At 34.0% G+C, this 15,372-nt stretch carries 11 protein-coding genes, 1 tRNA gene and 4 pseudogenes; 9 read left to right on the forward strand and 7 right to left on the reverse strand.

The genetic code is table 11. The features are described from left to right. Positions 1–108: 108 nt before the first annotated feature. Positions 109–199: transfer RNA gene (locus OOL03_RS05700), tRNA-Ser, on the reverse strand. A gap of 328 nt (positions 200–527) precedes the next feature. On the opposite strand from OOL03_RS05700, the gene OOL03_RS05705 reads away from it, so the two are divergent. Further along, positions 528–1,484 (forward strand): IS5 family transposase, encoded by a 957-nt coding sequence (locus OOL03_RS05705; protein ID WP_253303449.1) that lies wholly within the window; start codon positions 528–530, stop codon positions 1,482–1,484. 47 nt (positions 1,485–1,531) lie between these two features. Here OOL03_RS05705 and OOL03_RS05710 read toward each other — a convergent pair. Further along, positions 1,532–1,756: pseudogene (locus OOL03_RS05710) on the reverse strand (tRNA pseudouridine(55) synthase TruB); the annotation flags it as partial. Positions 1,757–1,837: 81 nt separating this feature from the next. Here OOL03_RS05710 and OOL03_RS05715 point away from each other — a divergent pair. Next, positions 1,838–2,820, forward strand: a pseudogene (locus tag OOL03_RS05715) (IS4 family transposase); the annotation flags it as partial. Positions 2,821–3,013: 193 nt separating this feature from the next. Here the strand turns inward: OOL03_RS05715 and OOL03_RS05720 are convergent. Further along, positions 3,014–3,952, reverse strand: a pseudogene (locus OOL03_RS05720) (IS110 family RNA-guided transposase). Between the two features lie 216 nt (positions 3,953–4,168). Here OOL03_RS05720 and OOL03_RS05725 point away from each other — a divergent pair. From OOL03_RS05725 to OOL03_RS07035, 4 genes and pseudogenes are all read left to right on the forward strand, one after another. Then, positions 4,169–4,576: pseudogene (locus OOL03_RS05725) on the forward strand (IS4 family transposase); the annotation flags it as partial. A gap of 157 nt (positions 4,577–4,733) precedes the next feature. Beyond that, the gene (locus tag OOL03_RS05730) at positions 4,734–6,347 is read left to right on the forward strand and encodes a hypothetical protein (protein ID WP_264707260.1); all 1,614 of its coding nucleotides are present in this window, start codon (positions 4,734–4,736) and stop codon (positions 6,345–6,347) included. 177 nt (positions 6,348–6,524) lie between these two features. Then, the gene (locus OOL03_RS05735; protein WP_022626382.1) at positions 6,525–6,872 is read left to right on the forward strand and encodes an IS630 transposase-related protein; all 348 of its coding nucleotides are present in this window, start codon (positions 6,525–6,527) and stop codon (positions 6,870–6,872) included. Between the two features lie 191 nt (positions 6,873–7,063). After that, the gene (locus OOL03_RS07035) at positions 7,064–7,375 is read left to right on the forward strand and encodes a transposase (RefSeq protein ID WP_022626381.1); all 312 of its coding nucleotides are present in this window, start codon (positions 7,064–7,066) and stop codon (positions 7,373–7,375) included. 416 nt (positions 7,376–7,791) lie between these two features. Here OOL03_RS07035 and ubiB read toward each other — a convergent pair whose 3' ends face one another. Next, a complete protein-coding gene (gene ubiB, locus OOL03_RS05740; RefSeq protein WP_264707261.1) occupies positions 7,792–9,222 on the reverse strand; it encodes a 2-polyprenylphenol 6-hydroxylase in 1,431 nt (476 codons plus the stop codon). After that, on the reverse strand, positions 9,219–9,959 hold the full coding sequence (locus OOL03_RS05745) for a metal ABC transporter ATP-binding protein (RefSeq protein WP_182319579.1): 741 nt from the start codon (positions 9,957–9,959) through the stop codon (positions 9,219–9,221). The genes ubiB and OOL03_RS05745 overlap by 4 nt, the downstream gene beginning before the upstream one ends. Here OOL03_RS05745 and OOL03_RS05750 point away from each other — a divergent pair. Further along, positions 9,951–10,832, forward strand: coding sequence for a zinc ABC transporter substrate-binding protein (locus OOL03_RS05750; protein ID WP_012673303.1), 882 nt, complete (start codon positions 9,951–9,953; stop codon positions 10,830–10,832). The two genes, OOL03_RS05745 and OOL03_RS05750, sit on opposite strands and share 9 nt — an antisense overlap. 56 nt (positions 10,833–10,888) lie before the next feature. Here OOL03_RS05750 and OOL03_RS05755 read toward each other — a convergent pair whose 3' ends face one another. After that, entirely contained in the window at positions 10,889–11,164 is a 276-nt protein-coding gene (locus OOL03_RS05755; RefSeq protein ID WP_264707262.1) for a helix-turn-helix domain-containing protein, read from the reverse strand. A gap of 25 nt (positions 11,165–11,189) precedes the next feature. Further along, positions 11,190–11,390 (reverse strand): 50S ribosomal protein L33, encoded by a 201-nt coding sequence (gene rpmG / locus OOL03_RS05760; RefSeq protein WP_015589280.1) that lies wholly within the window; start codon positions 11,388–11,390, stop codon positions 11,190–11,192. 149 nt (positions 11,391–11,539) lie between these two features. On the opposite strand from rpmG, the gene OOL03_RS05765 reads away from it, so the two are divergent. Continuing rightward, on the forward strand, positions 11,540–13,312 hold the full coding sequence (locus tag OOL03_RS05765; protein ID WP_264707263.1) for an Rne/Rng family ribonuclease: 1,773 nt from the start codon (positions 11,540–11,542) through the stop codon (positions 13,310–13,312). Positions 13,313–13,398: 86 nt separating this feature from the next. Next, on the forward strand, positions 13,399–15,321 hold the full coding sequence (dnaK, locus tag OOL03_RS05770; RefSeq protein WP_012673300.1) for a molecular chaperone DnaK: 1,923 nt from the start codon (positions 13,399–13,401) through the stop codon (positions 15,319–15,321). Positions 15,322–15,372 lie beyond the last annotated feature (51 nt).

A 15,372-nucleotide genomic window follows, 5' to 3' on the forward strand; every position in this document is an offset into this window, starting at 1 on the left:
TCTCAGTGACAATGGAAATAAAAACCATTGCAACAAAATCAGGTACGCTGGTAAATAGGCTAAAAACATGCTAATATAGCGAATTTAAACCGTGCTAAAAACAGTATACGGAAGGAGAGGGATTCGAACCCTCGATACGACTTTTGGGTCGTATAACGGTTTAGCAAACCGCCGCCTTCAGCCGCTCGGCCACCCTTCCAAATTTAGAACCTAAAGATTATATAATACCAAGACCTCTACCACCTGTCTAATGCTTTTAATTGCAATATTTGTATCTGTTCAGATGCATGGCTAATGCTGAAACAAAAATTCCAGTGCTCCCTTTCTTGTCATCTCAGTGCCCAGACACTGGGATCCAGGATTTTGATTAGCACTAAGTTGGTGAGCATATAAGTGTTATGTTAAAATATAACGTTTTTACGGAAAGTCTGGATCCCAGTGGGCTTTGTTGCATAGCAACTGAAAAAATCTGGTGGCTACTGACAAAATTCATTATAAAATAGCCATTTAACCTTGAAAGAAAAAATATGCCACAAAAAATGAGGGTCAGTAACCATAGCGAATATAACAAATTTCTAGAAAAAAGAGGAAATATTTTTCATTATATCAACGAAGCCATAGAAAAGTGGTACGAGAATGGTCCAAAAATACCAGGTGGCAACAATATTTATAGCGATAAAGTTGTAATTTTGGTGCACATAATAACTTGTTTATTTAGAATAGGCCTGAGGCAAACAGTTGGGTTTATAGCAGGATACCTTGAGCAAATTGGGAAAAATTTGCAAGTTATCAGCTATTCACAATCATCAAGAAGGTTTAAGAAACTCAATATTAAGATCAATGATTGCAGAATTGATAAAAATAATATGGAAGATATCGAAATTACTATAGACAGTACAGGAATTAGTATATACAACAACACTCCTGGTCATAGCAAAGAAAATAGCGAAGATAGAAAGTATCGCAGCTATGAACAGACAAGAAAATTGCATGTAATGTTGAATACAAACAGCAAAAAAGCCATAGCTGTAAAATACAGTAACGGTGTCTACTCTGATCACTATGGAGCTTGTGATTTGCTAAAAGAAGTCGATTTTCAGTATGTCATAAAAGTACTATATGCAGATAGGGCATATGACAGAGAAAAGCTCTATAAGCTGTGTAATCAATATGGTATAAAAACGAAAATTCCTCCGAAAAACAACGCAGCAGAGCATCCAAAATTGGATTATATGCTTGATAGAAATGCCGCTATTCAGTTAATGAAATTACATGGTGAGAATGGTATAAAAAGATGGAAAGAAGAAGTAAATTACGGAAAAAGATCGTATATTGAAGGATTTTTCTCAAGGTTGAAGCGAATATTTGGGTTTAGTTTTAGGAGCAAATCTGAGATTAATCGTGAGAAGGAACTGCTACTCAAGTGTTATTTGCTTAACAAATTTACTGAAATAGGCATGGCTAAGTTTGAGATAGCTTCATGAATTTATTGTACGTTACCTACTATCCGAAGAGCGATGCAACAAAGCCATTCCAGTGTCACGCACTGGGATGACATCGGAGAGTAAGTTGTTGTGTTTTTTTTAGTAAGTTGCTCAATTGTCACTGATTCATTTTCTCTAAAGTCACCTACCATAGTTCTTCTTAATTTTGTAATGTGTCCAAAACAATTTAATGCAATTCCAAGATCACGAGCAATTGATCTTACATATACACCACTACCGCATATCATAGAAAAATTTGCACTATTATTTATCTTACTATTACCCACAAATATAAATGTACTTATAAATAAAGTATTACAATATTAGAGTTTGCAAATATTGAGGGTATAAAAATGGCAAACGAGAGTAATGAATGGGCTAAAAATGAATTTGGAGATAAAAGGTTAACTGAGCGATTAGTAAAGATTGCTGATATGTTTGACAAAATTACCTGAAAGTTAGATTAATCAAGCATGTGAAAGTTGGTCAGAAGCAAAAGCAGCATATCGTTTTTTTTAAAATGAGAACGTAAAAGAAGTCGATATTCTAGCTTCACACATTGATAAAACAGTTGAGAGAACAAAAGCTCACAAGAGGGTTCTTGTCATTCAAGATACCAGTTACATTGTATATAATAACCATAAAAAAACAAGCGGATTAGCAAATTTGTCCAGTTATGATACTGCAAAAGGTATTATAATGCATACAGCTCTTGCCGTTAGTATAGAAGGTTTGGTACTAGGGATACTAGATCAAAAAGTTTATTCAAGACCTGAAGAAACTGAGAACCTTAAAAAAAAGAGCGATCGCATTGAAGATAAAGAAAGCGTAAAGTGGTTGGAAACTTTAAGAAAAACAAATAATATTATTGATCCAACTCAAACTGAGACTATAACTGTATGCGATAGAGAAGCAGATATATATGACTTTTTTGAGCTTGCACATAGTCTTAATTCGGCAGTGCTAGTTAGAGCATGCAGAGATAGAGCAGTAAATAGAAAATCTCGATATCCTGAAAAAGGTGAGCAGAAGTTATGGGCATTTATTAAATCCTCTCATTGTGCAGGTACGGTAGAAGTTGAAGTTCCTGTAAAAGATAATAAGCCAAAAAGAACAGCACGTTTGGAAGTTAGATTTGGAAAGTTTATGATGAATCCATCTAAGAATAATATTAGGCATAAGACGGAAGAACTACCTAAATTACCACTTTATGCAGTTTATGTTGTTGAGAAAACTCCCCTTCCCTTAAAAAAAACCGCTAGAATGGATGCTATTAACGAATCTTTCAGTTAATACTTTCGATGAAGCTGTTGAAAAAATTAGTTGGTATCAACTATGTTTTTTAAAAATTTTTTTATTTGTGTAATTTTGCAAATTATATGGGCAATAAAAACCCGTTTGTCATAGAAATAGAATTTTATATCAAACAGCTACCACAGCAATTTCTGCTTAAGCTAATGAATATGTGCTTTAAGTCTGTGTGGACGCACATATTCATTAGCCAATTTCAGTTACCGTTGTGAAGATTTTTAAGTATGCAAATTAATTGCTTCTTTAAGTCTTGTATTAGCAATTACTATAATTTTACGCATTAGGGCTGTTATAGCCACCATCTTCTTCTTACCACTTTCAACAAGCTTAGAATAAAAGGCGCCAAGTATAGATTTTGACCTTGTAGCAGCCATAGCGGCTGTAAAGAGCTTTGAACGAACGTTACTTCTACCACCTGTAATCCTTCGGTAACCAACAGCTTTACCACTTTCTTTTGGATGCGGTGCAACTCCGGCAAGACTTGCTACTTCTTTTCTATTTAAGTAACCAAGCTCTGGCATTAAACACAAAAAATCTTGTGATAACTTTTTACCTATTCCAGGAACTGTTTTAAGAATTTTTTGGCGTTGTTGTAATTCGCGGCTTTCATCAATAATCTTTTGTATAGTATCATTGAGTTCGTTTATTTGACTATCGAAAAACTCAATGGTCTTTTGACAGCTTTCTTTTATATGATCATTTTCCGGTGCTTCAAGTCTGCATTTTTCTTGAGTTCTCATTTGCGTAATATCATCACGACGTTGACAAAGTGCAGCCAAAGTTGATTGTTCTGTAGAGGTAGGTACAAATAGAGAGATAGTTCTATGGCATTCAAATCCATATTGAGCAAGAGCTCTTGCATCTAGACTTTGCTAAAGTTCCGTGAGATAAAATAAAGCTTTTTACTTTACGAGTATTAGCTCGATGCACGGCAATATTTTTGTCGGTAAGAAAATGTGATAAGCCAAGCTCATATTTCCCTGTATTTTCTAAAGTCACTAAAGCATTAGGTAGAATATCTGAAAACTCTTGAAATAATTGTTGCCAACCAGAAGCATTATTATCAAATTCGACAGCATTCTTCTGTTTGTGAATTGCAACGACATTTTTAAATTTTCCATGTCAATGCCAATAAAATTTTGATAAGATGTAACCATAATAAACCTCGATAGTTTTAGTTAATTTAAGATTGTAAACGGGTGCATATATATGTCCCAAGCAACTATTCAAACGTATCGAGGGATAGGGCTAGCGTACCTTGATACCAACGGTTGTAATACCAATTTCCTTTCGGTCGCGCACGCCCGCTATTCCTAGTGAGCAGGGTTATCTTTCTCTCTTATCTCTTTTATATCACGTTTTTAACTTACAATTGCCTTAGATGGAAAATAGAGATATTACATAAAATTTTAAATCCGGTCTCAAAGTTGAAGAATGTAGGCTTGGAATAGCAGAAAGATTAATGAGGTATTTAACAGTCATGAGCATTATTGCTTGGAGAATTTTCTTTATTACATCAATTGCAAGAACTAACCCAACATTACCATGTACTGCCTTATTAGCTGAGGAAGAATGGAAAGTTTTATATGTTAAAATACACAGGAAACCATGTCCAAATATAGCCCCTACTATAAAAGAAGCCGTTTCGTGAACTTGGAGGTCATTTAGCAAGAAAAAATGACCCAAAACCAGGACCAATTACTCTTTGGAAAGGATATAAACGTCTCTTTGATTTAGCAGAAGGATGGCGACTTGCTCACAAACCTCATATTTGTGGGTAATAGTAAGTTGTTAGCGGGATCTGGAGATACCGCGGCGGTATGACGTAGGGAAATCTTACTTATTATAGCTATAGTTCTACATGAATTACAAAAGTAACATTTACTAGATCTTAATATTTTAGATCTATATTTTAATAAATAATGAGCTGTAATTAGTATGAATAATCCATTTAAAAGTGAGAACTATAAAAAAAATCTCGATTCTCTGATCAAAGCTGTAAAGCTAGGAAATGCAGAGAAACAATATAACAAAACGTTAAGGGATTTATCTCATGCATTAGAAGGTTTTACAGGTGAGGCAAAAGGTATAGCTGAGTTTGTTATATATACTGACTTGAACAATTATGTAGAACAGCCATTAGGTCTTTTTAAAACATTAATGAATAGAATTTTGGGAAAAAATTTTCCAACCAAGAACAGTAGTATAAGTAATTTTGTAAATGATGAGTTGTCAAGTTTCACTTTAGAAACAGCAGCTAAGTATACAAGAATTTTAAAAAAAATTGATCTCTTGGAACAATTAGAAAAAGATTTCAGAAAAAATAATATTTTAAAAGATTCTTTAAATTTAGAACAAAGTGAAAAGAGTCAAGGAAAAGATAGATCGCACGAAGTGAGTTTGGAAGGTAGAAAGCAAAAGGAAAGTACTTTTGAGCTGCGAAAAGAAGAACAGCCGAAAGAAAAATTAGGTGGTAATCGCATGAGGCAAATAAAGCGACCAACAACAGCACCTCCGGCTGCTCCAGATTTGAGGAAGGTACGCTTTAAATCAGAAATATCCTCAGATGGAGAAAGCAAGGCAAAGTCTACATCTTCTTTACTAAAAGGAGCTAATAGTTTTAGTATGCCTGATGCTAAGGAAAATCCTTCTGAGGATTCAGGCTATGAAAGTTCATTAGATCAGGGGTCTGAATATGAAGACATATCAAATTATCAAGAGAAAAAGCAAAAGGAAAATCCTTTATATGAGCAGAGAGAAGATTTAGGCTATGAAAGTTCATTAAATGAAGAGTCTGTATACAAAGAGATATCAAATTATCAAGAGAAGAAGAGTAAAATTTTAATAGAAAATTCGCAGAGTTCAAAATCGCCCAAAGAAGAGCCAATTTATGCAACAGTTTCTAAAGAACATATAGAAGCAAAAAGAGAACGTAAGCAGAAACAACAACCTCAATCCCTCGTACCACCAAAACCACCGCAAGTGCCAAAAAAAATGTTTACTACTGGTCAAGAAGTTAGACAAGAATCGAAAGTGGTAATCAAAGATAAACCTGCAGTACCGCCAAAGCCTAAAAATCTAAGCCGTGCTAATCAAAAAGTAAGCACAGAGCCAAAAGTAGTAGGAGTAATTCTTAAAAAATCAGCTGAAAGAGTACCACTAAAATCTGAAAATCAAGACAATAGGAAATCAGCACAAAAAGCTGCTGGTAAGGCGATACCAAAAGTAGCAGCAGCTACTATGAAAGGAGGAGCTAATCGCGAGATGGGCAGTAAAGTAAAGGCATTAAAAGAAAAATTTGAGCAAAATCAAGCAAAAGGAAATGCTAATGTACAGCTTGCTGAAAGCAAAACCACTCCAGCAGCACAAGCGGATATCGGTGTGAAGAAAAAACAATCTCATTCATTTCTAACAGAGAATAAAAGATCTGCAACGAAACACGTAACAGCAAAATCTGATCCAAAATCTCATGTCAGCAAAAATTCCCTTCTCACGCATGCAAATGTAAAGGAAATGGTTGCACAAATTGAGAAAGGAAAAGGAGGAAGATAGTAACATTTGGGAAAAAAACATATGTGTCAAGTCAAGAGATTGTGAGCAAATTTAGGAAATTATAGCTAAACTGAATTAGATTTACCGACAATTTGAAAAACCGTCATTCCGCTAACTATAGTATTTTCAAAAGCGAATGATAAAGGTATAATATGTTTTTTTAAAGTAGGGAAAGCAATGGTATATAGTGTAGATTTAAGGGAAAAAGCAGTGTCTTTGGTAGAAAAAGGAAAGTCAAAGGTTGAAGTTGCAGAGGTTTTTGAGATAGGGATAGCAACACTATATAGATGGCTAAAAAAGAAAGCTACTGGCCAAGGTCTCAAAGCGGTAAAAAGTACTGGTTTTATTCGAAAAATAGATCCAGAAATACTCAAAGAATATGTCAAAAAACACCCAGATCACACACTAGCAGAAATGAAACAAAACCTTGGCTTTGGGATAAGTGCAATTTGGTATAGATTAAGACAGCTAAAAATAACCTTTAAAAAAAGTCACATTCTATCAAGAGCGCAATCAAGAAGATAGGCAGCAATTTATCGATAAAGTCTCAAAAATAGACCACTGTAGCATTTTATATATAGATGAAGCAGGAGTTGATAATAGACTATACCGAGAATATGCACGAGCTCCAAGAGGAGAAAAAATATATGCTGATGTTCCAGGAAAAAAGCGGGAAAGAGTGAGTATAATAGGTGGATGAGAAGTTTATTGCACCAATGACCTTCACAGGAGGGTGTAATAAAGATATATTTAATGTATGGTTAGAGCGAAGATTACTTCCACAATTACAGCGTGATACAACCATAGTTATGGATAATGCTACATTCCATAAAACTCCCAAAACAAAGTCATTAATAGAGTCTTTTGGCTGTCATTTGCTTTATCTTCCAACATATTCACCTGATCTAAATCCGATAGAGCATTGTTGGCACACCATCAAAAGTTGCCTCAGACCTCTAATGCATCAATGTACAGACTTACACCTTTTAGTTGGTAATACCATTTTAGACGTTTATCATTCGTTTTAGAAAATACTATAGTTGAAATAGCACAGTTACTCACCCCATAAATTTGGTGCTCTCTTTCAATCAAAGGTGTCTTGCTGCTTGAAATGTTTTCTTTGTAAAAATTTGGCTTATCTTTATATCATCTCATTCAAACAGCATTAACATAACTTATGCCTTTTTTAGATGTAGAAATTTTCTAGGAATTGTCTTTTTGAATTCTATGGTATTTTGTTTAACATTGAAACAAGAGGCCAGTGTCACGCACTGGCATGACACCCATTTGTTCCTATAGTTGTCTTTTCTCGTCTACCTTATTTTGCCACTCTGCTGAACAGATACATAAAGAAAGTGGAAAATTGGACATTCTCAACTCGGCTCCTGCAGATTAAAAATTAAGTTGAATAAAAATTGGATTTGACGCAGTTTTTTCCCATAGTTTAAGAAATTAAAAGTTTAACGATTAGAATTATAATTACAAACCACAATAAAAAATAGACTTTTCCATTTGATTTATTTTTAATTTGGATGTTTTCTAATTTTTTATCAGCTATTAGGTTTAATTTTTCTATAAGGCTAAATATCCCTTGGATTGTTTTTACAGGATAAGAACTTCTAATTTTTTCCCTATACCCTATTTTACTTTCATGTTGACTGCTTATCCACGCTTCAACTACTTTCCACATATTGATTTCTGGGTAGATCTTTCTACATGTCCCTTCCAGTAAAATCATAGTTTTCTGCAGCAATAACAATTGTGTTTGAACTTTCATATCAAAATCACCAGTTATTTTTAATAGCTGAGCAAGTAAACTAGCAAATGAAATCTTCTGTATAGGCTGCCCAATAATGGGTTCACCTATTGCCCTGCAAGCTGTGACAAAATTTCTATGCTGTGATGAAACGTAACCAGCTTTAAAGTGCATTTTTGCAACGTGATCATAATCCCGATTTAAAAAGCCTTTGAGTATCTCTATAACGTAATAGCATGTCTCACGATCTATTCTACCCATGATTCCACAATCCAGAGCAATAATATTGTTATTACTATCAACCATTAGATTTCCAGGATGCATATCAGCATGAAAAAAACAATCCCTGTATACCTGATTACAAAACGATTCTATAAGATTGATAGCTATTTGCTTATGATTATTCAGTTTTTCAACTTCGTATATTGGCGTTGCTTCTATCCATTCTAATGTTAAAACCTTTTTTGCAGTTCTATTCCAATCTATTTCAGGTACATAAAAACCTCTGTCATTTTTTGTGTTTTTCTTTAGTTCCGAAGAGTGAGCAGCTTCAAAACGTAGATCTAACTCTAATCGGCAAATTTCAGCAAAAGTTTTAACTAATTCAATTGGCCTCAGCCTTTTTGATTGTTCGCTAAATTTTTCTGCAATTTCTGCAAGCCAAGAAAGCATTTTTATATCTCTTGAGAATGTTTTCTCAATATTTGGCCTTAAAACCTTCACAGCAACTTCCTTACCCTCAGTTGTAACCGCTCTATGCACCTGAGAAATCGATGCTGCTGCAATTGGCTTTTCAGAAAAGCTTGAAAAAATGTCGCTCAATTTACAATTAAACTCACTTTCTATAGTTTTAACTGCTATTTTATGTGAAAATGATGGCAATCTATCACATATCAATAACAAGTTATTTGTTATATCTTCATTTAAAACATCAGTACGTGATGAGATAGACTGCCCAAACTTAATGAACACCGGACCTAATTTTTCAAGAGCACACTTTAGCTTGTGGCCTTGTATTTTATTTATTGATTTTTTTGATGGTGGAAGTAAATAAGGTAATATATTGTAACGCGTCAGCACCTTAGTTATGTGCAGAAGACGCAAAATATTTTGAATCATTTCGCTGTGTAACTGCTAAATATTTCATTTAGGGTTCTATTTTTCATAATCTCATCAGGCTTGCCTTGGCAATAGATAGTATTATTTATACAAATTATGTAATCTGAGGATGGTAGAGCAGAGTTAAGATCATGAGAAGTCATAAGAATCGATACCAATCGTTTTTTTGCTATTTTATTTATAATATCATAAAATTTAGCCCGCGCGTTAATATCCATTGCACTAACTGGTTCATCTAGAATGATCAAGTCAGGCTCTGCAATTAAACAACGTGCAAGTAGCAATAATTGTGTTTGCCCTGCAGAAATTTCTAACACTTGATTCTTCAAAATGTTACCGATACCAACCAACTCTATCGTTTCTGTAATAATGGATTGATTTTTCTTTAGTCTTTTCAAGGAGCTATTTAAAAGGAAATATTCAACTGTTATTGGCATCAAATTACTAATACTAAAATTTTGCGGCATATAGCCAATTTTTATGTTGTCAGCAAATACGATATTACCGGTACAGCTTTTATTTATGCCAGCAATTGCTTTCACTAAAGAGGTTTTACCTCCACCATTTGGACCAAGTATTGTAATTATGTCTCCTCTTTCCATGAACATATTGATATTGTCAAGGATTCTTTTACCATCATATGTGAGAGCAAGATTTTCTATTTTTAGAACACGATTATTGACATTATTCAATTTATTGACAAAATTTAACTTCTTCTCAACGTTTATATGAGACATTTACTGACTTTTTTTCTATTACTTTCATTTACACTATACTATAATATCGCCTTTTCATCCAATTTAAAAGTTGTAGCTACAATCAAACCTATCCACTCACTTGTAGCTTCTATTACAGAAGGGATTTTAGAACCGGAATTGCTTGGCTATGCAACATCTGCGCATAATTATATATTAAAGCCATCTGATGCGAGTAATTTAGAATCAAGTGACGTTATATTTTATGTTGACGATAACTTAGAGACGTTTGTTCAAACTTTCGCCAAAAATAATAAAGAACTAGTGCAATTGTCAAAGGCAATCAACCTACTTCCTACTCGGCCACATTCATTTTCTAGAAAAATTACTCACATTAAAGATGAAAAAGATTTACACATTTGGCTGAGTCCCGAAAATGCAAAGAGCATGATACTTTCTGTAAGTGCAACATTGTCTAACATAGATAAAGAAAATTCCCATCGATACAACTCTAATGCAACAAAAGCTATAAAAAAAATAGACCAAGAAGTAAAAGAAATCATGAAAGAACTGAATGATTTTAAAAATCAAAAATATATCGTCACTCACGATGCTTATCAATATTTTGAAAAATATTTTGGTTTAAATCACCCAAGCGCCATTCTTTCCATAGAAGAGGATTCTTACATAGGTATGAGGAGTTTAATGAAGCTAAAAAAGATAATGAAGGAAGAAAACGTTAAATGTATATTTGCTCATTCACAGGAAGACAGCATAAAGCCTAATGCTCTTTCTAATGACGCAAAAATGGTAGTTCTTGATCCTATTGGATCAGACATAGAGCCTGGAAAAGATGCATATCTAGCTATAATCAATAACATTGCACAAAATTTTAAGTCTTGTTTTGTTGAGTAATAAGTTCCCTTTTAGCTTACTGTTTTATTGTTCTGCATTTATTTGTCCTTTACATATTATGCAGGTTTAGAATTATGCTTTATTCTTACGTTTATGTCTTGGCCCAATACAATCAATAAGTTAAGCAAGTATTCTAAGGAGAACCCTTCGATTTTTGACCTATTGATTTGAGATACTTTAGGTTGATCTCTCTTTAGAGCGTTTGCTGCTTTTTTCTGTGTTGTGTACTTCTTACTTATTAATTGTGCAATGACCTTTATTAATTTCAGTTTTGTATCTTTCACATCCCCCAACTCTACTATTATAGGATAACTTAATTGTAAATTTTGCATAATAATAAAATCCCTTATAAAAAAATTACTTTAGTTTTTCTTCTTTAAATAACACATGCCTTCTGACTACTGGGTCATACTTCCTAAACTCCAGTTTTTTGGTAAGCTTTTTTGGATTACGCTTTTTTACATAAAAATAACCTGTTGATTTTTCTTCACCAGTTTTTGTTGTCTTGATTGCAGTGCTAACTAACTTAACGAGCAAAGAAGCATTTTTTTTCGCCATACTTATAATGATATAATAAATTCTATGCGAGTTTATTACGCAAAACACTAAAAGTCAACCGAATAATGCAGATCGTAAAATTCTTGACAATCAACAGTGCATTAAGTAGCATGAAGTTAACTTCAGAATGAAAAGCAAACGGTAAATAAGTGGTAAATAGTGGTAAAAGGTTATTATTGATAGAAAATTCCACCTGTTCTAATGAGGTAAGAGTTGCCTTGTCAGTTAATAATAAGGTTGTAGAATTTGAACAAGAATTCAAGGAAAAAAAACAATTAAGAGGTAATATATACGTTGCTTATATAAAGCGTATAGAGCCTTCTTTGCAAGCCGTATTTATCGAATATGAAAAAAATAAGCAAGGTTTTTTGTCTTTTTCCGAGATATCTCTAGATTACTTCAATATTCCAGAAAAAGAAAAGGAAACTATCTTTGAGAGCTACTCAAATGACGATTATACAGAAAAAGGGAACGATACCATAGCAAATGTCTCTTCAGATTCTGCAGCTAGTAAGAATGTCAACGAGTCAGGTAGTGGTTTTGTAAGAGAGGTACCTTTATATAAAAAATACAAATTACAAGATGTTATTTCAGTAAATCAAAAAGTATTGGTTCAGCTAACTAAAGAGGAACGAGGCAATAAAGGAGCTTCATTTACAACATACATAACTTTAGTGGGTAGATACTGTGTTTTCATGCCAAATTCCATGAGTAAAGGTGGAGTGTCTCGCAGAATTGAAGATGCTAATGTCAGAAAGCAGTTAAAGGAGATACTGAGTTCAATAAACTTGCCAAAAAGGTCAGGTTTAATAGTAAGAACTGTTGGTTCAGGAAAAAATAAGAAAGAAATTGAGCAGGATTACAATTACTTATCCTCATTATGGCAGAGCATTCAAAAAAATGCCTTCTCTGTAAACGTTCCATCATTAATTTACAATGAAGCAGATGTAATTATGAGATCTGTTCGTGATTTTTGTAGCGATGGTATAGAAGTTATAGTGTCTGGAAAGGAAGCTTTTGAGGCAGTTAGGCAATATGCTAACAATGCACTAAAAGGTAGTAAGTTGCGCTATAGATTGTATAGAGGTTATGCTCCGATCTTTACTTACTACGGAATCGAAGATCAAATTTCTGAGTTATATAGCAATAGAGTAGAATTGCCATCTGGTGGGTCTTTGATAATAACTTTAACTGAGGCGTTTGTTTCGATAGACGTGAATTCAGGAAAGATGACAGGAGAAGATAGCATAGAAGAAACAGCTTATAGAACCAACATGGAAGCAGTACCTGAAATATCAAGACAGGTGAATCTTAGGGGCCTATCAGGATTAATAGTAGTCGATTTTATTGATATGTTGAAATATCAGTATTGCAGAGCTGTTGAGTCTGCTATAAAGCAAGCGTTTAAAGATGATAAAGCTAAAGTTCAATTTAGCTACATAAATGACTTTGGTTTAATGGTATTTTCAAGACAAAGAATTAAACCAAACATACAAGAAATTAATACTACAGAGTGTTTACACTGCAAAGGTACTGGAAGAGTAAAATCAAACGAAGTAATTGTTTCATCAATACTAAGGGATTTACAATATATTGCTAACAAGAATCGAAATAAGTCTTTTGATTTAGTAGCACACAGTGCAGTTATAGCGCACATTTTTAATAACAAACGCAATACAGTTTCTACAATCGAAAAAGAGTTTAATATTACATTGAACGTTAGTATTGATAACAGTTTAGATATAAATACATTTGTTTTAAAACAAGGAGATGATGTTAATTTAAACGGTTATAAGCCATTACAGAACTCTGGATACCAAATTGGGGATAGCAGCAATGAAGAAGCTGATAATTCAAATAAACTACGAGGCAATTTTTGGCTGACTAAGTGGCTTTCGCGCCTTTTAAGTTCTAATAACTAATTAGAAACCTAAATTGGGCTTGTAATTAATGAGCCCTATACTTATATATTCTTATATAAGATAATATTTACAATGGGGTACTCATTATGGGAAGAGCAATAGGCATAGATCTCGGAACAACAAATTCTTGTGTTGCAATAATGCAGGGCAAGGATACAAAGGTAATAGAAAATAAAGAAGGGGCAAGAACTACTCCATCTATAGTTGCATTGACTTCTTCAGGAGAAAGGTTGATTGGTGCTCCAGCAAAAAGGCAAGCAACCACCAATGCAAGTAATACCTTTTTTGCTACTAAGAGATTAATAGGCCGTCAATATAGTGATCCTGAGATGAAAAATCTAAGTGTACCATACAAAGTATTTGCAGCAAAAAGTGGTGATGCATGGGTTAAAACAACTGATAATAAAGAATATTCTCCTAGTCAAATTGGTGCATTTATACTACAAAACATGAAAGAGGCAGCAGAAGCTTATCTTGGAGAGGAAGTAAAAGATGCTGTGATAACAGTGCCAGCATACTTCAACGACTCTCAACGTCAAGCAACAAAAGATGCAGGAAAAATTGCCGGATTAAATGTACTCAGAATAGTAAATGAACCGACTGCTGCAGCACTTGCTTATGGTCTTGATAAGAAACATGGGCACACAATAGTAGTATATGACCTTGGTGGTGGTACATTTGACGTTTCAATACTTGAAATAGGTGATGGAGTTTTCGAAGTGAAAGCAACAAACGGTGATACCCATCTTGGAGGTGAAGACTTTGATAATGGAGTAGTGAGTTATTTACTAGATGAATTCAAGAAAAGTAATGGCATTGATTTGAAAAATGATCCAATGGCTATGCAAAGAATCAAAGAAGCTGCTGAAAAAGCGAAAATTGAATTATCAAGTGCAATGGAAACGGAAATAAATCTACCGTTTATTACAGCTGATGCAAGTGGTCCAAAACACTTAAATATGAAATTAACGAGAGCAAAACTTGAAAGCTTAGTGAATGATTTAATCGAAAGAACTATGGCTCCTTGTAAAAAAGCTCTTGAGGATGCTGGTTTATCTGCTAGTCAAATTGGCGAAGTGGTTCTTGTTGGTGGCATGACTCGTATGCCAAAAGTCATAGAGAAAGTTAAAGAATTCTTTGGCAAAGATCCACATAGAGGAGTTAACCCTGATGAAGTTGTAGCAATTGGAGCTGCAATACAGGCGGGGATCATTCAAGGTGATGTAAGAGATGTGTTACTACTTGATGTGACCCCACTTTCTCTTGGTATTGAAACTCTAGGAGGAGTATTCACTCCACTTATTGAGCGTAATACTACAATTCCTACTAAAAAATCTCAGGTGTTTTCAACTGCAGAAGATAACCAAACAGCTGTTACAATTAAGGTGCATCAGGGTGAAAGAAAACTGGCAGTTGATAATAAGCTACTCGGTCAGTTTAGTTTGGAAGGGATACCTCCTGCTCCGCGCGGAAGGCCACAAATTGAAGTGACATTTGATATAGATGCAAATGGAATAGCACACGTTTCTGCAAAAGATAAAGCTACTGGAAAAGAGCAAAAAATACGCATTCAATCTTCAGGTGGTTTATCTGATGATGAAATAAATCGCATGGTAAAAGAAGCTGAAGAAAAAGCGCAAGAAGATGAAAAGCGCAAAAAGTTTATTGAAGTGAAGAATCAAGCGGATAGCTTAGTCCATTCTACAGAAAAGTCTCTGACAGAGTATGGTGATAAAGTTTCACCAGAAGATAGATCTGCTATTGAAAATGCAGTTAACGAATTAAAAGAAGTTAGTAAATCTGATAACATTGATGACGCTGATTCAATACAGCAGAAAGTCACTAATCTTTCTCAATTATCTATGAAACTTGGAGAAGCTATGTATCAAGCATCTCAACAAAATAGTGCTGAAAATGGCTTTTCATCAGAAGGAAATCCAAATGATAAAGAGGAAAAAGTAGTAGATTCTGATTATCAAGACATAGATAATAAAGAAGAGAATAAGTAATTGCGATTGTCATCCAAGTAGCTGATACTGGGATGACAAGAGGAGCATATT

It is taken from the genome of Wolbachia endosymbiont (group A) of Acrocera orbiculus, assembly GCF_947250015.1.
GTDB classification, from domain to species: domain Bacteria; phylum Pseudomonadota; class Alphaproteobacteria; order Rickettsiales; family Anaplasmataceae; genus Wolbachia; species Wolbachia pipientis.